Origin of the sequence: Rhodococcus sp. IEGM1428, from assembly GCF_050321865.1 — a bacterium.
GTDB lineage: Bacteria > Actinomycetota > Actinomycetes > Mycobacteriales > Mycobacteriaceae > Rhodococcoides.
Map to the genome: position 1 here is coordinate 813503 of NZ_JBNQFW010000001.1, position 19974 is coordinate 833476.

Genomic DNA, 19974 nt, shown 5'->3' on the forward strand with positions numbered 1-19974 from the left:
ATCTGCGCCCTCTAGGGTCAGTTCTCATGAGCCGCACAGTTCTCGTCGTCGACGACGAGCCCACGATCTCCGAGGCCGTAGCGGCGCGACTCCGCGGCGAGGGGTACCAGGTCGTCACCGCAGCCGACGGGCCCGCCGCCGTCGAGGCCTGTGCGCGATTCGATCCCGACCTCGTGGTTCTGGACCTGATGCTGCCCGGTTTCGACGGGCTCGAGGTGTGCCGCCGCATTCAAGCGTCACGGCCGGTGCCGGTGTTGATGCTGACGGCCAAGTCCGACGAGACCGACATGCTCGTCGGCCTGGGCGTCGGCGCGGACGACTATCTGGGCAAGCCGTTCAGCATGCGAGAGTTGGTCGCTCGCGTGCACGCGCTGATTCGCCGCGCCGAGCGATCGGCGACCGCCGAGACCCACTCCGTCCGTATCGGCGACCTGCAGATCGATCACCGTGAACGACGCGTGTCCAACGAATCCGGCGACATCCATTTGACCAGAACGGAATTCGACATCCTGGCTTATCTCGCTGCTCGTCCTCGTACCGCGGTCTCTCGCGAGACCCTGCTGTCGCAATTGTGGGGCTGGGACGATTCCGCGAGCAGCCGAACCGTCGACTCTCACGTGAAAGCATTGCGCCGCAAACTCGGTGGCGATCTCATTCGAACGGTGCACGGCGTCGGGTACGCCGTGGAGTCGCCGCGATGATGCGCATGCTGCCGCGCCCGCTGGATCCCTTGCGCTCGTTCAAGCTCAAGGTCTCGTTCGTCGTGGGCACTGTGTTGGTGTTGGCCAGTGTCGTCTTCTGGATCGGCGCGGGCTGGCAATTTCGCTACACACTGCTCGCGGCGCTCGTGGTGTCCTTGGCCGCAACACAATTCGTCGCTCACGGAATGACGTCGCCGCTGCGCGAGATGACCTCGGCGGCCAAGGCGATGGCGCGTGGCGACTACTCGAAACGCGTGCGGGCCACCTCGCGGGACGAGGTGGGCGAGCTCGCCACCGCGTTCAACACCATGGCTGACGATCTGGAAGCCGCAGAGAAGTATCGCCGTGAACTGATCGGCAACGTCTCGCACGAGTTGAAGACGCCCATCGCTGCCCTGCAAGCCGTGCTCGAGAACATGGTCGACGGGGTGACCGACGCGAATCTCGCAACGCTGTCGGTGGCGCTGAGTCAGACCGAGAGACTCGGTGATCTGGTCAGCGAACTGCTCGACCTGTCGCGGGTGGAGGGCGGTGTTCTCACCATTGCCCCGGAGGAGTTCGCGGTGCGGCAATTCCTCGAGGATGCGACTTCCGTTCACCGTGAACGAGTGTCGATCGTCGTCTCGCCCGCCGATTCGACCGTCGTGGCCGACCGATCTCGCATGACCCAGGTGATCTCCAATCTCGTCGACAACGCCGTGCGGCATTCCCCCTCTTCGAGCACCGTGACGCTGCGGGCCCATCGAATCGTCGGAGCGTATGCATTCGACGTCGTCGACCAGGGCCCCGGTATTGCGCTCGCCGATCGCCATGCGGTGTTCGATCGGTTCACTCGCGGCGGATCCACCGACGGCGGAACAGGTCTCGGCCTCGGCATCGCCCGCTGGGCCACCGAACTGCACGGTGGAACCATCGAAGTTCTCGACAGCGAGTTCGGCTGCCACATCAGAGTGGCCATCCCCGAGCACTGACTTTCTCGATCAATCCGAACCGCGACTGCTCGTCTCCGGACTGCAGCCGCCGACCTTCCATGCCCGAAACACAGAAAAGGGACGAGCCATGAGCACGATCGACATTCCGATTCATCCGAGAACGAAGCACGGGCGCTTTCCCTGGGGGCCGCGCACCTGGCCGGTGCTGCGGTATTCGCAGCCCCCTCGTGCGGCGCTCATCGGGTCGGCTCTTGCTGGACTGATCGGTGCAGTGACGTTGGTGGACAACACGTTCGGTGTGCTGATCACTGCCGTGACCTTCGTGGTCGTTGTGCTTGCAGTACGCAGCGGCAGGCTATCGCGGTGGGAATGGGCCGGCGTGGCAGGAGTGCTGGCACTGGCGAGTGTGTCTGCACTGCGAGCGGCCGAGTGGATCGTGACGATGTCGACGACGCTTGCCATCGTGGTCGGAGTGGTGGTGCTCTCCCGTGCCTGGACGTGGACGGGAATCGCACTCGGCGCTCTCTTGCCGTTGTTTCTGCCGGCGCGCGTGGCTCGGTGGACCCGACGCGGAGCCGGTTCGATCGATCTGGAGGGGCCGCGGCCGGTGCGGATCGGCATGGTGGCCGTCGTGACCGTTGCGCTCTGCGTCGTGTTCGCGGCGTTGTTCGGTGCGGCCGACAAGCGGTTCGCGGATGCACTGGGCGCGGTGACGCCCGAGTTCGACGCCGCATCGATCGTCGGACGCACCCTCGTCTTCGTGCTCACCGCAGCAGGTGCGCTGGCCGTTGCGTACGTTGCCCTGCATCCGCCTCGGTTCGATCGCCTCGCACCGTCGCCGCGTCGAACACTGCAGTTGTGGGAGTGGATGGTTCCCCTGGGGGCGGTGGTGGCGCTGTTCGTCGTCTTCGTCGGTTTCCAGGTGCCGACGCTGTTCGGCGGCCAGGGGCACGTTCTGACCACCGAGGGTCTGACCAACGCCGAGTACGCGCGGCAGGGCTTCTGGCAGTTGCTCGCGGTGACGGTGCTGACTTTGCTCGTCATCGCAGTCACCGTGACCAACGCCGAGCGCATCGCCCGACGCGACCGGATTGCGTTGCGTGCCCTGTTGGGCGTGCTGTGTGTCTTGTCGATGGTGATCGTGGCGTCGGCGCTGCATCGAATGTCGTTGTACGAGGAGCAGTACGGGTACACCACTCTGAGGTTGTTCGTCACGGCCGTCGAGTGGTGGCTGGGATCGGTGTTCGTGTTCCTGCTCGCCGCTGGTGTGCGGATGTCGGGTCGCTGGATTCCACGAGCAGTGGGCGTAGGGGCCGTACTCACCGTGATCGCATTGGCGGCCCTGAATCCCGATGCGTACATCGCGCGTCACAACGTGGAGCGATTCGAGCAGACCGGGCGTATCGATGTCCGCTACCTGAGTGGGTTGTCGTCCGACGCCGACGCGGAGCTCGATCGATCGCCCGATTTCACACGAGCGTGTGTGCACGGCCGAGGCCTGGCGCGAGTGGGCAACGCATGGCAACAGTGCACAGACCCGTCGGTATCTGTACCCTGAGCAACGACTCGGATCAGCGGCACACCAAGGAGGTGGGGGATGGGATACCAGAACTTCGTCGTCACCTCGCTGCTTCTTCTGTCGCTGCTGCTGACGACGCCGGCCGGAACAGCGGACGTTGCACTCGTTCTCGTTGCCGCACTGGCGGTCCTGATGGTGCTCGCGCACCGTGTCGATGTTTTGACGCTCCTACGCCGGCTGCCGAACGTCGGACCCACTGCCGAGGAACGTCATCTACGAGGTGCGTTCCGACGTCAACACCGCCCGGATGCCCCGGGCCGTCCGCAGCCACGAGCACCCGGTTCCCTGGTGGGGGCACTGTAGCTCGAAAGTTCCCCCACGCCTTCGCAATCCGTTGTCCGCGAGGCTGTCACAAGGAACCGAAGATGTTCGTATTTCGATCACACGCATGTCGCCTGGCTGTTCGACGCCACGCAATCACACTCGTCGGCATCCTCGCCGTCCTGCTCGTCGTCTTCACCGTTGTCGATGCGCAACCCGCCGCCCAGATCGCGATGTTCGGTGCGTTGGTGGCCGCATCACTGCTGACCTTCGGCGCGCCGGTCGATCCTGGGGCGGTCGCACCACAGTCGACGTGCGCCGGAGCTGCGGACGGCCGACGTCTTCGAGGATCCTTCCGTAGGCAGGAGCACCCCGACACTCCCGGCCGCCCCATGCCGAGAGCGCCCGGTTCGGTCTTTCGACCGGACCGGTGGCTCGTATTCTGCTGAGTCACTGCGAGATCCGGTCGAGACGCCTTCCGACCGACTTTCTCTCACAGTGAGGTGCTCCACCATGCTCGATTTCGTCTACTATCCCGTCTCCGCAGTCCTCTGGTTCTGGCACCGAGTCTTCGGCTTCGTGCTCGGACCCGACAACGGCTTCGCCTGGGCATTGGCGGTGATCTTTCTCGTCTTCACTCTGCGAGCGGTGTTGATCAAGCCGTTCGTCAGCCAAATTCGTTCTCAGCTCCTGATGAAGCAGCTGAAGCCCCAGCTCGAGGCCGTCCGGAAGAAGCACTCGGGGGACCGGACTCGCCTGGCCACCGAAACGCGGAAGCTGCAGCAGGAACACGGATTCAATCCCTTGATGGGATGTCTGCCATTGCTTGCACAGGGTCCGGTCTTCATCGGTCTGCTCCACGTGCTGCGCTCGTTCAACCGAACCGGTACCGGATTCGGGCACCTCGGTATGACGGCGCAGGAGAATGCGAACACCGCGAACTACGTCTTCAGTGCCGCCGATGTGCAGTCCTTTCTCGACGCACGGCTCTTCGGTGCGCCGATCTCCGCTGCCATCAACAGCTCTCGGGAAGTGCTCGAAGCGTTCGGTCCGTTCGGGGGAGTGCCGTCGATATGGAGCATCGCGTTCGTTGCGGTCCCGTTGATGATCGTCGCCGCGGTTGCCACCCATCTGAACTCCCGGGCATCGGTCACCCGTCAGGATGCAGCGGCAGCTGCCAATCCGCAGACGGCGATCATGAACAAGCTCACGCTCTGGGTGTTCCCGGCGGGAGTACTCGTCGGCGGCCCGGTGTTGCCGGTCGCGGTGCTGCTGTACTGGGTCAGCAACAACATCTGGACGTATGCCCAACAGCACATCGTCTACCGGCGGATCGACCGTGAGCCGGTGGTAGTGCGGGAAGTGACATCGGTGGTCACCGCTCCGAAGCCCGGGGCCAAGCCCAGGCGTCGGTAACGGGCCAGTGCCGCCGACAGAAGGCGACCTGCAGTCTGTCGGTGGTCTCCGCTACCGTCGTCGGCGTGCCGATCACAATTTCCACAGTCAACGTCAACGGAATACGCGCTGCTGTTCGCAAGGGCATGCTGCCGTGGCTGGAGGCCACCGATGCCGACGTCATCTGCCTGCAAGAGACCCGGGCCAACGACGGGGAACTGACCAAGGCGCTGGCTTCGGCTCTCGATGCGGGGTGGCACCTTGCGTCGGCCGAGCCGTCTGCGAAGGGACGCAACGGCGTGGCGTTGCTGTCCAAGGCAGCACCCGACGCGATTCGCACCGGAATCGGCGCTGCCGAGTTCGCCGACGCCGGTCGTTACATCGAAGGCGATTTCGGAGATGTCACCGTGGCGAGCCTGTACCTGCCGTCGGGCGAGGTGGGTACCGACCGCCAGGACGAGAAGGAACGCTTCATGGCCGCGTTCGCGAAGTACCTGAGCAAGTCGGCCAAGGCAGCGAAGACCGCCGACCGGGACGTGGTGGTGTGCGGCGACTGGAACATCGCCCATACCGAGGCCGACTTGAAGGCGTGGAAGACGAACCGCAAGAACTCGGGGTTCTTGCCGGAGGAACGTGAGTGGGTGTCGCGGTTGCTCGCCGAGAAGGCACCGTGGACCGATGTCGTTCGGGCGTTGCACCCGGAGGTCGAGGGTCCGTACAGCTGGTGGTCGTATCGCGGGAAGGCGTTCGACAACGACGCCGGTTGGCGCATCGACTACCAATTGGCCACGAGTGATCTGGCCGAGCGCGCCAAGGAAGCGATCACCGAGCGCGCCGAGGCCTACGACCAGCGATGGTCGGATCACGCACCGGTGACTGTGCGCTACCGCTAGAGCGGAGCCTGCGGAGTGACCCGAGTTGGCTAGGCGAGAGCCAGGTGTCGATGGGTTCGTGAAAAGATTGCACCATGTCTTCTCCCGACTCCATCGACACTCCGCAGGGTCCGCGTCGGCGGGTGCTCTCCGGCATCCAACCGACGGCCGATTCGTTCCATCTCGGCAATTACCTGGGTGCGGTGCGGAACTGGGTGGAGTTGCAGGACGAGTTCGATGCGTTCTACTTCATCCCGGATCTGCATGCCATCACCGTTCCGCAGGATCCCAAGGAGTTGCGTCGTCGCACCAGAGTGGCTGCGGCGCAGTTGCTCGCGGTGGGTATCGATCCGGAGAAGTCGACGCTGTTCGTACAGAGTCAGGTGCCCGAGCACGCGCAGTTGGCGTGGGTTCTCAATTGCATCACCGGGTTCGGTGAAGCGGCGCGGATGACGCAGTTCAAGGACAAGTCTGCCAAGCAGGGTCGCGATCACACCAGCGTCGGTCTGTTCACATATCCGATTCTGCAAGCCGCCGACATCCTGCTCTACCGTCCGAATCTGGTTCCGGTAGGCGAGGATCAGCGTCAACATCTCGAGTTGACTCGTGATCTGGCGCAGCGCTTCAACACGAGGTTCAAAAGGACATTCGTCGTTCCCGACGCACACATCATCAAGGGCACCGCGAAGATATTCGACCTGCAGGATCCCACTGCGAAGATGAGCAAGTCCTCGTCGAATCCGGCGGGCATCGTCAACATCCTCGACGATCCGAAGGTGTCTGCGAAGAAGATTCGCTCGGCGGTGACGGACAACGAACGCGACATCGTGTTCGATACGGAGAACAAGGCCGGCGTCAGTAACCTGCTGGTCATCCAGTCTGCTCTCGCGGGTACGAGCATCGAGGATCTCGTGGCCGGATACGCGGGCAAGGGATACGGAGACCTCAAGTCCGATACCGCCGAGGTACTGACCGAGTTCGTCGTTCCGTTGCGTGAGCGGATGGACGGGTTCATGGCCGACGTCGCCGAACTCGATCGCATCCTCGCGGCTGGGGCGGATCGAGCCAGGGAAGTGGCGAGTCGAACGCTCGCTCAGGTGTACGACCGGGTGGGTTTCCTGCCTCCCGGCGCATAGCATTTACGACACACCGGGTTTCGTTGCGCAGCGATGCGGCAACACCATCCGACAGTGGCCGACGACAGCGAGAAGGTGAGCGCGATGCCCGATTTCAAGGCCATGCTCGACGACCGGCGTGCCCGGTGGCCCTGGCTCGACCACACCGTCGTTGCCGCGCAGCGTTATCAGGGTCAGAAGGGTGACTACTACGCGGCCGGTATGACGTATTTCAGTGTGCTGGCGTTGTTTCCGCTGCTGATGGTCGCGTTTGCGATCGCCGGCTTCGTGCTCGTGAACCAGCCCGAGTGGCTTGCCGAGATCCAGTCGCAGATCGCGGAGAACGTGCCGGGGAGCTTCGGCGAAACGATCAGTTCTCTGATCGAGACGGCCATCGAATCGCGCACGAGTGTCGGCATCATCGGTCTGCTCGGTGCCTTGTACGCCGGTCTCGGGTGGATCGCCAACCTTCGTGAAGCGCTGACCGCCATGTGGGAGAGCCAGCACGAGCAGGGTGGCTTTCTGGCGACCAAGGCCAAGGACTTCGCTGCGTTGCTGGGCCTCGGGACCGCACTGGTTCTTTCGCTCGCCCTCTCGGCTCTGGCCGGCGGCGGCGTCATGCGCAGCATCCTCGAATGGGCGAATCTCGACTCGGTACCGGGAGTGGGAATTGCACTGCGCATATTCTCGGTGCTCCTCGCGCTGGCGGGCACCTGGGCCCTGTTCACTTGGGTGATCTCGCGCCTGCCGCGCGAACCGGTGTCGTGGCGTAGCGCAGCCAAGGGTGCCCTGCTGGCCGCAATCGGGTTCGAGATCTTCAAGCAGCTCGGTGCCCTCTATCTGGCGTCGGTGACCAGCGGTCCTGCAGGCGTCGTCTTCGGACCCATCATCGGTCTGTTGGTGTTCGTGTTCACGACTTCACGGCTGGTGCTGTTCTCCACGTCGTTCGCTGCCACGACTCGTGAAAGCCTCGCCGAAGCCCACGTTCCGGCACCGGAACCGGCGGTGATCAACACGAGGGTCGAGGTCAGTGAAGGTCCCGGCGTGACCGGCGGGTTGGCGCTGGTGGGTGCGGGTGTTCTCGCCGCGGTCGGAGTCGCGGGACTGCGCAACCGGCGCCGCTGAATGCCTCGCGACGGCGCACGACCGAAGGTCTGATCAGCGGTTGCGGGAAAGTCTGCGCGCGCCCCACAGCAAGCCGATCACCACGATCGCACCGATGACACCGATCGAGATACGGACAACGGTGTCGCCCTGGGCCTGCATCTCGGACTGGCGGGAGCCAGACCCCGACGCAGTCGCGGGTGGCTGGGCGAGAGTCGGCGTGGCCTCGCTCGGTCGTGTACTCGTCACCGCCGCCGTCGACTGCGGTTCGACGAGATCACCGACGGTGTCGTTCGGATCCATGGCGAACCCGTAGTCCAGAAGCCGCGCCGCCTGCTCCCACGGACGTATCGGCAGCACATCGCCCTTCATGATCGTCACCACGAGGCGTCGGCCATTGCGTTCGGCCCCGGCGACGAACGTCTGCCGGGCGTCGTCGGTGTATCCGGTTTTTCCTCCGAGGGCACCCTCGTAGTTGTAGAGCAGCTGGTTGTCGTTGGAGAGTGCGAAACCGGGTCTGTCCTGATCCTCCGGGATCGCAGGATCTTTCGGGTAGCCCGGAAACTGCACGGTCTCCGTCGAAATCAGTTGCGCGAACGTCGGATTGCGCATGGCCTCGCGGAAGATCAGAGCAAGATCGTAGGCGGAACTCGCCATCCCGGGCCCGTCGAGACCCGACGGCGTGGCCGTGCGCGTGTCGAGTGCGCCCAGCTCTGCCGCCTTGGCATTCATCTTGTCCACAGTGGCGGCGTCCCCGCCGAGTTGAGTCGACAACGCTTGCGCCGCATCGTTTCCCGATGCCATTACCAACCCCTGCATCAATTGCAGATTGGTGTAGACGCCGTTCTTTCCGATGCCGACTGCACTGCCCTCGGCTTCGGCATCCTCGGCGGTTGCGGTGATCTGTGTGCTCGGATTCAGCTCGTCCAGTGCGACGAGGGCCAGCAGGGTCTTGATCGTGCTGGCAGGTCGGTACCGTCCGTGTGGATCCTTGGCCGCAAGAACCGCCCCCGAGTCCATGTCCGCCACCACGAACCCGGTCGCGGAAATATCCGCCGGTAGTGGGGGAGCACCGTCCGGCAATACCACTCCGCACCCGGCGAGGCGATCGCCGCCGACAGCGTCGGCAGGGATTGGAAGTGGTTGCGGGGCAGTGCTTCCAGGGGCCGGTACCTCGGACAGGTCGATCGCCGGGGGAGGTGACGCGGCGTACGGGCAGCTGTCTGTGTCCGGCGTCGTGAACGGCGGTGTAGTCGTCGTCGGAACCGGCGGTTCGGCGGCAGGCTGTGCCAGGGCGGGTCCGGCGCCGATGCCGAGGAGAGCCATCGAAATCGCCGACACGGCCAGCATACTTCTGATCCTTTTCATCGCGAATCACCATAGGCGCTCGAGGGTCCGCCGAGGCGGCGACTCGCACTGGACGGCCGAGACCTACCCGATGGGGTCCGCAGGGGCGTCGTGGGACCGGGACGGACTGGTCCAGTGAAGTAGGTGAGACGATGATGCGGGCACCGCCGATGCCCGTTCCGACAATCGAGCACAACTGCGTGCTCCGTATATTTCGTCTTTCCAGGCAGCGACCGGATCGGCCGTGTCAGGATCGTTCGGTCGTCCGAGAGGAAGTGCAATGACGTTTCGACACAGGCTCACCGGTGAGCCCGGACCGATTCGGAACCGGCCAGGCCGCAGGCCGAGCACGGTTGCGCTGGCTATCACCGCCGCACTGACCCTTGCGGCCTGCTCGAGCACCGGCGGTGCGCCTCGATCGTCCGACGACGGAAACAGTGCGGGCGTAGCCGACACACCGGCGGCGACGATAGCGATGATCACGCACGAGGTTCCCGGCGACACGTTCTGGGATCTCGTGCGCAAGGGTGCCGAAGCCGCGGCCGCGAAGGACAACATCGAACTGCGGTACTCGGCGGACCCGGAGGCACCGAACCAGGCCAACCTGGTCCAGAGTGCGATCGATTCCAAGGTCGACGGCATAGCGGTGACGCTGGCGAAGCCCGACGCGATGGCCCCTGCAGTCGAGACAGCCACTGCCGCGGGCATTCCCGTGGTCGCGTTCAATTCCGGCTACGACTCCTGGAAGGACATGGGAGTCCAGCAGTACTTCGGCCAGGACGAGACCATCGCCGGGCAGGCTGCAGGGGCTCGTCTCACCACCGACGGTGCTCGCAAGACGCTGTGCATCATCCAGGAGCAGGGTGCAGTGTCGCTCGAGGCGCGATGTGCAGGCGTCAGGCGAGGCTTCACCGGCGGCAGTACCGAGATCCTCAACGTCAACAGCAAGGACATGCCGTCCGTGGAGTCGACCATCACGGCCAAGCTGCAGCAGGATCCGACGATCGACCACGTCATCGCCCTCGCCGCTCCGATCGCTCTGACTGCGGTGCAGTCCACTGTCAACGCGGGAAGCGACGCCACGATCGTCACCTTCGACACCAATGCTGCACTGGTCGATGCGATCGAGTCCGGCGATGTGGCGTGGGCGATCGATCAGCAGCCGTACCTGCAGGGCTACCTGGCGATCGACTCGCTGTGGCTCTACCTCAACAACGGCAACACGATCGGCGGCGGCACACCGGTGCTGACCGGACCCGCGTTCATCGATTCGACCAACATCGACGCCGTCGCCGAATACGCCCGTAACGGCACACGCTGAGTGCATCGCCTCGGCGCGGAAGGAATCTCATGTCCACACAGGCCGATCCGGCTCTGTCGAAACACGTCGTGATCGCAGACGAGCGGGTCAAGAAGCGGAAACCATTGCAGCGGTTGCTGATTCGCCCGGAGGTCGGGGCACTGTTCGGAGCGGTCGCCATCTTCGTCTTCTTCTGCATCGTGGCACCACCGTTTCGATCGCCCGAGGCACTCGCGACCGTTCTGTATGCGTCCTCGACCATCGGCATCATGGCAATCGGAGTGTCGTTGTTGATGATCGGCGGCGAGTTCGACCTCTCCACCGGTGTTGCAGTGACCTTCTCGTCCATCATGGCGTCGATGCTGGCTTACAACCTGCATCTGAACGTGTGGGCCGGCTCTGCGTTGGCACTGCTCTTGGCGCTGTCGGTCGGCGTGTTCAACGGCTATCTGGTGATGCGGACCAAAATCCCGTCGTTCCTGATCACGCTGGCGTCGTTCTTGATGCTCACCGGCATCAATCTCGCCGTCACCAAACTCGCCACCGGTCAGGTTGCCACACCGTCGATCTCGGACATGGAGGGATTCGATTCGGCCAAAGCTGTGTTCTCGTCTTCGTTCTCGGTATTCGGAGTGTCGATCCGGATCACCGTTGTGTGGTGGATCGTGTTGACGCTGGCAGCAACCTGGGTGTTGATGAGAACTCGTACCGGCAACTGGATTTTCGCCGTCGGCGGCAATCAGGAATCGGCGCGAGCCGTCGGGGTGCCGGTCACGAGGGTCAAGATCGGCTTGTTCATGTTCGTCGGCTTCTGCGCCTGGTTCGTCGGCATGCATCTGCTGTTCGCCTTCGACACCGTTCAGTCCGGCCAAGGCGTCGGCAACGAGTTCCTCTACATCATCGCCGCCGTCATCGGCGGATGCTTGCTCACCGGCGGATACGGAACAGCCGTCGGCGCATTCATCGGGGCATTCATCTTCGGCATGACCAATCAGGGCATCGTCTATGCCGGGTGGAACCCCGACTGGTTCAAGTTCTTTCTCGGCGCGATGCTGCTGTTCGCCGTGATCGCCAACAACTCGTTCCGCAACTTCGCGGCGAAAAGGTAATCGATGACTTCCTCCGCGAACACGCCCCTCATCGAACTTCGGAACGTGGGCAAGAGTTACGGCAACGTCACTGCGCTGCAGGGAATCGATATCCGTGTCGGTGCCGGTGAGGTCACGTGCGTTCTGGGCGACAACGGTGCAGGCAAGTCCACCTTGATCAAGATCATGGCCGGCCTACATCAGCAGTCCGAGGGTCAGTTGCTCGTCGACGGCGAACCAGCGACCTTCGGCTCGCCGAAAGACACCCTGGACAAGGGGATTGCGACCGTCTATCAGGACCTCGCGGTGGTATCCCTGATGCCGGTGTGGCGCAACTTCTTTCTCGGTCAGGAGTTGCGTCGTGGCAAGGTCCTGAAATCACTCGACGTCCACGCCATGCGCGCGACGACCATCGAGGAACTTCGCAAGATCGGCATCGATCTGCCCGACGTCGATGCTCCGATCGGCTCTCTCTCCGGTGGGCAGCGACAGTGCGTGGCCATCGCCCGCGCCATCTTCTTCGGTGCGCGTGTGCTCATCCTCGACGAGCCGACGGCCGCGCTGGGCGTCAAGCAGTCGGGCATGGTTCTGCGTTACGTCTCCGCGGCCCGAGAGCAAGGCTTCGGCGTCGTGTTCATAACCCACAATCCACACCACGCGTACCTGGTCGGAAATCATTTCGTTCTGCTCAACCGTGGTCGCCAGACGCTCGACTGTGCTTACGACGACATCTCGCTCGACGACCTCACCAGGGAAATGGCGGGCGGCGACGAACTGGCGACGCTCACCGACGAACTGCGCCGCTGACCTCTGACCGCTGCTTCGCATGAGTGAGAAGCGGGCGTGGCGGGTAGAAGATCGGTAGCGGTGTCCGACGGAGGCACCAGACGAAGGAGCCGAACATGAGTGAGCACGAGCCCCTCGGACCACTGTCGCCCGATTTTCTCGAGTCCGATTTCTACGGATATCAGGGGATGCTCGACGACAACGAGATCGAGGTGGTACTGCGCGCCCGTCGGTTCCTGCAGGAGGAGGTCGCGCCGCGGGCGAACGAATTCTGGGAGAAGGCGAGCTCGCCGGTACATCTGTTGCCGCTGATCGCCGAGCTCGAGATCGCTGGTCTCGGTTACGAGTTCGGCGATCGAAAGGCCTCGCGCAAGCTGCTCACCGGCTGGCTCGAAATGGAGTTCGCGCGGGTCGATCCGTCCACGGGAACAATGTTCAGCGTGCACAGTTCGCTGGCGATGAGCAGTATCTCGATTCTCGGCTCCGAGGAGCAGCGCGAGCGGTGGTTGCCCGCCATGCGACGGATGGAGACGATCGGCGCGTTCGGACTGTCCGAACCGCACGGTGGCTCCGACGTCGCAGGCGGACTCGAGACCACCGCTCGACTCGACGGAGATCACTGGATCCTCAACGGCAGCAAGCGCTGGATCGGCAACGCTACCTTCGCTGATCTGACCATCGTCTTCGCCAAGGACGAGGCCGATGGCGAGGTCAAGGGCTTTGTGGTCGAAAAGCATTTCGAGGGGTTCCGGGCAGAGAAGATCGAGGGCAAGTACTCCCTGCGCGCGGTGGAGAATGCGGACGTACACCTCGAGAGCTGCCGAGTCCCGGTCGCCAACAAGCTCGCCGCCGCCAACTCGTTCGCCGACACCGCCAAAGTGCTCCGCTTGACCCGCGGAGGAGTGGCGTTCCAAGCGGTGGGCGTGATGATCGGCGCGTACGAGCGAGCTGTCGCGTATGCGCGTGAACGCGAGCAGTTCGGTTCTCCGATCGCCTCGTTCCAGCTGATCGCCGATCTCATTGCACGGATGACCGCCAACATCACCGCCTCGCTCGGTATGGCAATTCGTGTTTCGCAGCTGCAGGACAACGGCGTCCACTACGACGAGCATGCAGCGCTCGCGAAGACGTTCTGTACGACGCGGCTGCGCGAAGTGGTCAGTTGGGCCCGAGAGATCATGGGTGGCAACGGAATTCTGATCGAGCATGACGTCATCAGGTTCTTCGCGGACGCCGAGGCGCTGTACTCGTACGAGGGCACCGCGCAGATCAACAACCTGATCGTCGGCCGTGGTGTGACGGGCTTCAGCGCGTTCGTGTGATGTCGGTACGCGACGCCAGTTCGACTACTCGGTCGATCATCTCCATGTTCTGCACAGCGTCTTCGGCGTCCAACGGTATCGAAGCGCCGTGCAGGATGTGATCGGCGAACGCCTCGAGCTGGTAAGTGTAGGACGAGCGTCTACCCAGGTTCTCGGTTCTACGGTCGCCGTTCACGATCGTCGTGACGCGATCGTCCTCGTTCGGTTTGATGAAGTTGTGCGCCAACGCTTCTCCGCGCGTGCCGGTGATCTTGATTCGAAAGTCGTACTCCGGCGCGGTCATGGAGCCCGTGACACTGCCCGTCACACCGCCGGGGAACGCCAGATCGACGTCGAAGGCGGTGTCCACTCCGGACGGATGTGGGGTGAGTCGGGCTGCAGTGACGCTCGGCCGGCCACCGGCCATCGATCCGAACAGTCGCTGCGAATGCAGGCCGTAGCACCCGAGGTCCATCAAGGCACCGCCGGCCAACTCGGGACGCCATCGGGGGTCGTCCTCAGCCGGGGCAGGCATGTGGGTGATCGTCTCGATGCGAAGCAGGTCGCCCAGAGTGCCGTCGCTCGCCAACTGCTGCAGGTGCTCGGTGACCGGGTGGAACAGATAGTGGAACCCCTCCATCACCGGCACTCCGGCTCGAGCTGCCGCTTGTCGAACTCGATCGGCCTCGGATGCAGTGCTTGCGGAGGGCTTCTCGGTGAGCACCGGTTTCCCGGCTCGGACCGACGCGAGATTCCACGGTGCGTGCATCGCATTCGCGAGCGGGTTGTAAACGACGTCGACCTCCGGATCGTCGAGGACGTCCTGGTAGGAGTCGAGAACTCGCTCCACTCCGTGTTTTTCGGCGAAGCTCTCCGCTCGGGTGCGGTCACGCGCCGCGCACGCGACCAGACGGTGACCGAGAATGCGTGCTGGTTCGACCAACGCCTGCTCGGCGATCCGGGACGCACCCAGTATGCCGATCCGCAGTACGCTCACGAGCGTGCCCCCGCGCGCAACCGCACGATGTCACGCAAGAATTCGACACTGGCAACGACATCGCGAACCGGTCCTGCGCCGGACGGCTCCTCGGACAGGATTGTGTCCTGTTCCAATACGAACCAACCGTCGAAATCTGCGTCGAGCAGCTTGTTCACGACCGAGGAGATGTCGACATCACCGGTGCCGAGCGGTGTGTACATGCCGCGAGCCACCGCCTCGGTGTAGGTGAGCTCACCAGATTGCACCTGAGCGGCCAGTGGCAGAGATACGTCCTTGAGGTGAGCGTGGGTGATGCGTTCGGACGCGACGGTCACCAGTTCCACCGGATCGGTCCCACCGATGAGAAGGTGGCCGGTATCGAGACACAGCGGGATGCTCGATCCATCGAGCACCCGGAAGACTTCGTCGCGCTTCTCGACCATGGTGCCCACGTGTGGGTGCAGAACGGCACGGATGCCTCGGCTGTCGGCGGCAACGTGGAGCCGATCGAGGTTGAGCAGCAACGTTGTCCATTGATCATCGTTCAGGATGGGTCGTGAGTCGTAGCCTTCGCTGCCGGTGGCGGCTGCGAGTACGAGAACCTCGGCGCGGCTCGCAACGAACGCGTCGAGTAGTGGCCCGATGCCTGGAACCGGGTCGTGATCTCGGTCGTGCAGCAGCACCGGAGCGAACCCGCCCACGGAGGTCAGGCCGTAGCGGTGCAGAGTGTGTGCGAGTTCGGCGGGCTCAGCAGGGAGGAATCCTTCCGGTCCCACTTCCGTGGCCGTCAGTCCGGCGCCGCGCATCTCGGTCAGCACGCGGTCTGCCGGAATCTGGTAGCCCCATCCGGGAACCTCGCACACTCCCCACGAGATAGGTGCTCCAGCAATACGAATGGCGTTCATGGACGTACCTCGTCGATCCGCACCGGTCGGTGCTGTTGTAAGGACAGTGTTGCGGCCTCGGCAATCCACGCGACCTCGAGGGCGTCGCGAGCCGTGCACGGTGAGGGGATGTCGCCGGTGACGACCTGTAGAAAGGCAGACAGTTCTGCCCGGTAGGCCGACTCGAAGCGGTCCATGAAGAAGCTGTGCGGTGTGGAATCGGGGAACGTTGCCCCCGCGTCGAGGTTGCGTACCGGTACCTGCCGATCCCACCCGGCCACGACAGTGTCGTCGCTGCCGTGTATTTCGAGGCGACAGTCGTAACCGCGCCCGTTGTATCGGGTGTTGGATACGACGCCCAGCGTGCCGTTCTCGAAAGTGATTGTCGTAGTTGCCGTATCGACATCGCCGACGGCCGAGAACTCGGGATCGCCCTGGTTCGACCCTGCCGCGTACACTTCGACGACCTCGTGTCCGACGACCCATCGAACGATATCGAAATCGTGCACACTGCAGTCGTGGAAGATGCCACCGGAGGTGGCGATGTACGACATCGGCGGGGGAGCCGGATCGAGGGTGGTCGAGCGGACGGTATGTAGTCGGCCGAGCTCGCCCGAGACGACGGCGGCCTTGGCGGCGACGAAGGCGGGATCGAATCGCCGGTTGTACCCGATTTGAACCGGCACGGAACCGCCCGAGATTTGTTGCACCACAGCGAGACTCTCGGCCGCAGTGAAGGCAATGGGCTTTTCGCAGAACACCGATATCCCGGCATCGACACACGCCAGAACCAGCCCCGCGTGCGCGGACGTTGCGGCAGCGACGACAACTCCGTCGACCCCCGACGCGATCAACTCCGCGGCGGACGAGACCGCTTCGGCACCGGATTTTCGCGCCACCGAGTCGGTCACTTCCTGACGCTCGTCCGTGACTACGAGGCCGTCCACGCCGTCGAGTGTGCTGAGCGTGTCGATGTGGAACGCACCGATGCGTCCGAGTCCGATGACACCGATCCGTGATCCCATCAGTCCTGCCCTCCGATGATCGTTTGATCCCAGTCGATGACGGAACCGGTGACTACTCCACTGCGCGAGGAGAGCAGCAGAACGACGAAGTCGGCAATTTCGTCGACTTGGCCGAGCTTGCCCATGGGGACACTGTCGTTCGCCTTGGCGGCCCAGTCGTCGTCACCACCGTGAAAGCGCTTCTGTATCTCGGTCTCGCCCTCGGTCTCGGTCCAGCCGATGTTCAGCCCGTTGATGCGGATGCGATCCCACCGGTGCGCGTACGCCGCGTTCTTCGTCAGACCGGCGAGACCGGCTTTGGCCGCGACATAGGGGGCGAGAAAGGACTGGCCGCCGTGCTCGGCAATCGAGATGACGTTGACGATGGTCCCGGTTGCACCGCGCGAGACCATGTTCTGCACTGCAGCTTGCATCGTGAAGAACGGGCCGCGCAGATTGACGCCGATGTGTTGATCGAACAACTCCGGAGTGGTGTCCACCAGTGTGCCCCGCGTGGTGAGGCCGGCTGCATTGCACAGAGCGTCTATTCGCCCGAACCTGTCCACCGTGCGCTCGACCGACCCGCGAGCGGAGTCTGGGTCCGATACGTCGGCCTCGATGAAGTGTGTGGAGTGGCCGGCGGCGTTCAACTCGTCCTGCAAGGCCGAACCGACGTCGACTCGTCGGCCGGTGAAGGCGACTGCAGCACCCTCTCGAGCAGCAGCTCGAACAACGCCCGCACCGACTCCCTGGGTTCCGCCGCTGACGAGAACGACTGAGTTCCCGAGGAGGGGTGTGCCGGACAGGTAGGAGTTCATGCGTTCAGTGTTGCGGCCGATGAGGTTACGATCAACAGGAAAAACCCCTCAAAAAGGCATCACGAAACGAGGTAGGCGTGAGGCATCGATTCAAGGTCCGCGAGATTGCGCAGCAGGCCGGTCTCAGTGAAGCCACGGTCGATCGTGTTCTGCACGACAGGCCGGGGGTGCGGCAGGACACCAGAGCCGAAGTGCAGCAGGCGATCACAGACCTGGACAAGCAGCGATCGCAACTTCGCCTCAACGGTCGCAAGTTTCTGTTCGACGTCGTGATGCAGACGCCGCCACGATTCTCGGCCGAGTTCCGGACCGCGATCGAGGCCGAACTGCCGATGCTCTCGCCTGCGCTCGTCCGATGCAGGTTCCACTTCCGAGATACCGAATCGGTACCTGCAATGGTCGAGACCCTCGGAAAGCTCGCCGCCCGCGGCACCCACGGAGTCATCCTCAAAGCCCCGGACGATCCCGACGTCGCTCAGGCGATCGACGCCGTGGTCGGCACCGGCGCGCCGGTCGTTACTTACGTGACCGACGTACCGGCCTCGGACCGCCTCGGGTACGTAGGCATCGACAATCGCGCAGCGGGTGCCACTGCAGCGTTTCTGGTCGATCAATGGCTCGGGGACGTGGACCGAGAGGTGCTGATCACGCTCAGCAGCAACACCTTTCGTGGCGAAGAAGAACGCGAAATGGGATTTCGGACAACGCTGCGCACTCTCGCGGCAGAGCGGGGTGCGGGATTCGGCCGCACCGTCGTCGAACTCGCCGGTACCGACGGTCTGGACATGACGGTCGAGTCCCTCGTCGTGGACGCCCTCGGCCGGCATCCGGCGATCGAGGCCGTGTATTCGATCGGGGGCGGGAACACAGCGATCGTCAGGGCGTTCGAGGCAGCAGGCCGCCGGTGCCGGGTGTTCATCGGCCACGACCTCGACGAGGACAATCGGGTGTTGCTGCGGTCCGGGGCCGTGTCCGCAGTTCTGCATCACGAACTGCGCGCCGACGCACGGTTGGCCTGCCGGATGATCATGCAGGCGAGGGGCGCACTGGACGGCGTGGTCAACGAGGCCTCGCGGATCCATGTCCTGACCCGCTACAACAACGGGTGACCTGTCGAGACCGGAGTGGGCCGAGGCTCCGGTCACGACAGGAGGGTCAGATGCGCCTGCGCCGTTCCTGAGCCTCGAGCAGAGTCGTCAACTCGGGCGCGGGCATCGCGGCGTCGACGGCGCGCGAGAGAAGTTCGGCCTGCGTCTCGCCCGCGAGGCCGGTCGTCGGTCGGTCGCGATCGAGGTTGGTGGGGAATGCGTATCCCTCGGCCGACGCCGCAATGACGTTCCCGACGAACGCTGCGCTGCTGCTCGACGCCATCCGAAGCAGAGACGGATAGATGGCCTCGACGATGGCTTTGCGGTCGACTGTGTCGATCGCGCGACCGAATGCAGACGACACCTGCAACAAATTCGCTATCCGGCGAATGCCTGTCGAGGTGTTGTGCCCGGCAGCATGAAACAGTGCCGGATTGAAGAAGACGGCGTCGCCGACCCGAAGTGGCAGTTGAATGTAGTTCTGCGCGAAGTACTCTCGAAACTCGGGCAGATTGAAAGCGATGTAGCCCGGTTCGTACCGCTGTGAGAACGGCAAGTACATGGTCGGCCCGCTCTCGAGCGGCATGTCGCAATGCGCGACGGCTCCCTGCAGAGTCAGGGCGGGTGACAGTCGGTGCACGTGTGCCGGGAATGCAGCAGCGGTGTCGACAGACATGAATCCCAGGTGGTAGTCACGGTGAGGATTCTGGGCCCGACCGCCCGGGTTGACGACATTGATCGAGGATGTCACCTGGTACATCGGTCCCAACCAGGCCTGCGACACCAACGCAAGTACGTCGTTGGAGTAGTACTTCGAGAACACCTCGGGTCGATCGACGGCCAGCTTTTGCAATGCAGACCAGACGCGATCGTTGGTACCTGGTTTCGCGAAGTGGTCGCCCGAGTTCATTCCTGCGGCGTGCTGGCCGGCGATGGTGTGCATGAAGTAGTCGGTGGCCTCGCTCATACCGTGGGCTTCGGTGAACGCGCCTTCGAACACGACGATGCCGGGCCCGGTGAGCAGAGCCTGAGCGAGCTCGTTCTGTATCGCCTCGCGAGTGGGGGCATCGAGGCCCTCGACCGAGCGGGCGTCGTAGATCAGGACGTTCTCACGCACGCTCGTTGCATGAGGATAGTTCGCGAGGTCGACTTGCTCCGATACCGATTCGCGGAACAGATCGATGTCGCAGTCGTCTTTTCCGAGTCGTCCGGTCCGGGTTGTGTTCGTGTAGGTGGTCATTGTTGAAGTCCTCTCGACGGCTGGATGCAAAGTCCGACCTCGAGCCTGATCCCTTTCGACCTGGGAATCAACCCTTGTATTCCATCAGAAACACCTCATCCGAGTGCGCGGCGAGATCGAATCCAGCGCGGCCGGCACTCTGATGGAACGAGACAGCCCCCATGCAGACTGTCTGCATGG

The 19974-nt window shown here is 63.6% G+C and carries 20 protein-coding genes; 14 read left to right on the plus strand and 6 right to left on the minus strand.

Annotated elements, in window-relative coordinates:
- The first annotated feature begins 26 nt into the window (after positions 1–26).
- From ACQR3T_RS03745 to yhjD, 9 genes are all read left to right on the plus strand, one after another.
- Complete coding sequence (locus ACQR3T_RS03745) at positions 27–701, plus strand: response regulator transcription factor (RefSeq protein WP_032376819.1); 675 nt, start codon at positions 27–29, stop codon at positions 699–701.
- Positions 701–1672, plus strand: a complete 972-nt coding sequence (locus ACQR3T_RS03750) for a HAMP domain-containing sensor histidine kinase (protein WP_428693043.1) — start codon at positions 701–703, stop codon at positions 1670–1672. Before ACQR3T_RS03745 ends, ACQR3T_RS03750 begins: the two co-directional genes overlap by 1 nt.
- An 88-nt stretch (positions 1673–1760) precedes the next feature.
- The gene (locus tag ACQR3T_RS03755) at positions 1761–3191 is read left to right on the plus strand and encodes a DUF4153 domain-containing protein (RefSeq protein ID WP_428692565.1); all 1431 of its coding nucleotides are present in this window, start codon (positions 1761–1763) and stop codon (positions 3189–3191) included.
- A 39-nt stretch (positions 3192–3230) separates the two neighbouring features.
- Entirely contained in the window at positions 3231–3515 is a 285-nt protein-coding gene (locus ACQR3T_RS03760; protein ID WP_428692566.1) for a DUF6412 domain-containing protein, read from the plus strand.
- Positions 3516–3577: 62 nt separating this feature from the next.
- Positions 3578–3922 (plus strand): DUF6412 domain-containing protein, encoded by a 345-nt coding sequence (locus tag ACQR3T_RS03765; RefSeq protein ID WP_428692567.1) that lies wholly within the window; start codon positions 3578–3580, stop codon positions 3920–3922.
- 64 nt (positions 3923–3986) lie between these two features.
- Complete coding sequence (gene yidC / locus ACQR3T_RS03770; protein WP_428692568.1) at positions 3987–4889, plus strand: membrane protein insertase YidC; 903 nt, start codon at positions 3987–3989, stop codon at positions 4887–4889.
- A 65-nt stretch (positions 4890–4954) separates the two neighbouring features.
- On the plus strand, positions 4955–5761 hold the full coding sequence (locus ACQR3T_RS03775; RefSeq protein WP_080730552.1) for an exodeoxyribonuclease III: 807 nt from the start codon (positions 4955–4957) through the stop codon (positions 5759–5761).
- A 74-nt stretch (positions 5762–5835) separates the two neighbouring features.
- Positions 5836–6876: a tryptophan--tRNA ligase gene (gene trpS, locus ACQR3T_RS03780; protein WP_032376823.1), complete on the plus strand. Its 1041-nt coding sequence runs from the start codon at positions 5836–5838 to the stop codon at positions 6874–6876.
- 84 nt (positions 6877–6960) lie between these two features.
- Positions 6961–7980, plus strand: coding sequence for an inner membrane protein YhjD (gene yhjD, locus ACQR3T_RS03785; RefSeq protein WP_428693044.1), 1020 nt, complete (start codon positions 6961–6963; stop codon positions 7978–7980).
- Positions 7981–8013: 33 nt separating this feature from the next.
- Here yhjD and ACQR3T_RS03790 read toward each other — a convergent pair whose 3' ends face one another.
- Positions 8014–9327 (minus strand): D-alanyl-D-alanine carboxypeptidase family protein, encoded by a 1314-nt coding sequence (locus tag ACQR3T_RS03790; protein WP_428692569.1) that lies wholly within the window; start codon positions 9325–9327, stop codon positions 8014–8016.
- Positions 9328–9586: 259 nt separating this feature from the next.
- Here ACQR3T_RS03790 and ACQR3T_RS03795 point away from each other — a divergent pair, with 259 nt between their 5' ends.
- The 4 genes from ACQR3T_RS03795 (at position 9587) to ACQR3T_RS03810 (ending at position 13802) form a co-directional block, all read left to right on the plus strand.
- Positions 9587–10627, plus strand: coding sequence for a sugar ABC transporter substrate-binding protein (locus ACQR3T_RS03795; protein ID WP_428692570.1), 1041 nt, complete (start codon positions 9587–9589; stop codon positions 10625–10627).
- Positions 10628–10656: 29 nt separating this feature from the next.
- On the plus strand, positions 10657–11715 hold the full coding sequence (locus ACQR3T_RS03800) for an ABC transporter permease (RefSeq protein WP_428692571.1): 1059 nt from the start codon (positions 10657–10659) through the stop codon (positions 11713–11715).
- A gap of 3 nt (positions 11716–11718) precedes the next feature.
- Positions 11719–12501, plus strand: coding sequence for an ATP-binding cassette domain-containing protein (locus ACQR3T_RS03805; RefSeq protein ID WP_428692572.1), 783 nt, complete (start codon positions 11719–11721; stop codon positions 12499–12501).
- Positions 12502–12596: 95 nt separating this feature from the next.
- Entirely contained in the window at positions 12597–13802 is a 1206-nt protein-coding gene (locus tag ACQR3T_RS03810; protein ID WP_428692573.1) for an acyl-CoA dehydrogenase family protein, read from the plus strand.
- Here the strand turns inward: ACQR3T_RS03810 and ACQR3T_RS03815 are convergent.
- Genes ACQR3T_RS03815 through ACQR3T_RS03830 form a run of 4 tightly spaced genes read right to left on the minus strand, consistent with a single transcriptional unit; the run spans position 13786 to position 17466 of the window.
- The gene (locus ACQR3T_RS03815; RefSeq protein WP_428692574.1) at positions 13786–14778 is read right to left on the minus strand and encodes a Gfo/Idh/MocA family protein; all 993 of its coding nucleotides are present in this window, start codon (positions 14776–14778) and stop codon (positions 13786–13788) included. The two genes, ACQR3T_RS03810 and ACQR3T_RS03815, sit on opposite strands and share 17 nt — an antisense overlap.
- Positions 14775–15665 carry a sugar phosphate isomerase/epimerase family protein gene (locus ACQR3T_RS03820; RefSeq protein WP_428692575.1) on the minus strand — a complete coding sequence of 297 codons (891 nt, stop codon included), beginning with the start codon at positions 15663–15665 and terminating at the stop codon, positions 14775–14777. Before ACQR3T_RS03820 ends, ACQR3T_RS03815 begins: the two co-directional genes overlap by 4 nt.
- Positions 15662–16669 (minus strand): Gfo/Idh/MocA family protein, encoded by a 1008-nt coding sequence (locus tag ACQR3T_RS03825; RefSeq protein WP_428692576.1) that lies wholly within the window; start codon positions 16667–16669, stop codon positions 15662–15664. The genes ACQR3T_RS03820 and ACQR3T_RS03825 overlap by 4 nt, the downstream gene beginning before the upstream one ends.
- A complete protein-coding gene (locus ACQR3T_RS03830) occupies positions 16669–17466 on the minus strand; it encodes an SDR family oxidoreductase (RefSeq protein WP_032376829.1) in 798 nt (265 codons plus the stop codon). Before ACQR3T_RS03830 ends, ACQR3T_RS03825 begins: the two co-directional genes overlap by 1 nt.
- 77 nt (positions 17467–17543) lie before the next feature.
- On the opposite strand from ACQR3T_RS03830, the gene ACQR3T_RS03835 reads away from it, so the two are divergent.
- A complete protein-coding gene (locus ACQR3T_RS03835) occupies positions 17544–18575 on the plus strand; it encodes a LacI family DNA-binding transcriptional regulator (protein ID WP_032376830.1) in 1032 nt (343 codons plus the stop codon).
- Between the two features lie 46 nt (positions 18576–18621).
- On the opposite strand, the gene ACQR3T_RS03840 is transcribed toward ACQR3T_RS03835, so the two are convergent.
- On the minus strand, positions 18622–19794 hold the full coding sequence (locus ACQR3T_RS03840; RefSeq protein WP_428692577.1) for a phytanoyl-CoA dioxygenase family protein: 1173 nt from the start codon (positions 19792–19794) through the stop codon (positions 18622–18624).
- Positions 19795–19974: the final 180 nt, after the last annotated feature.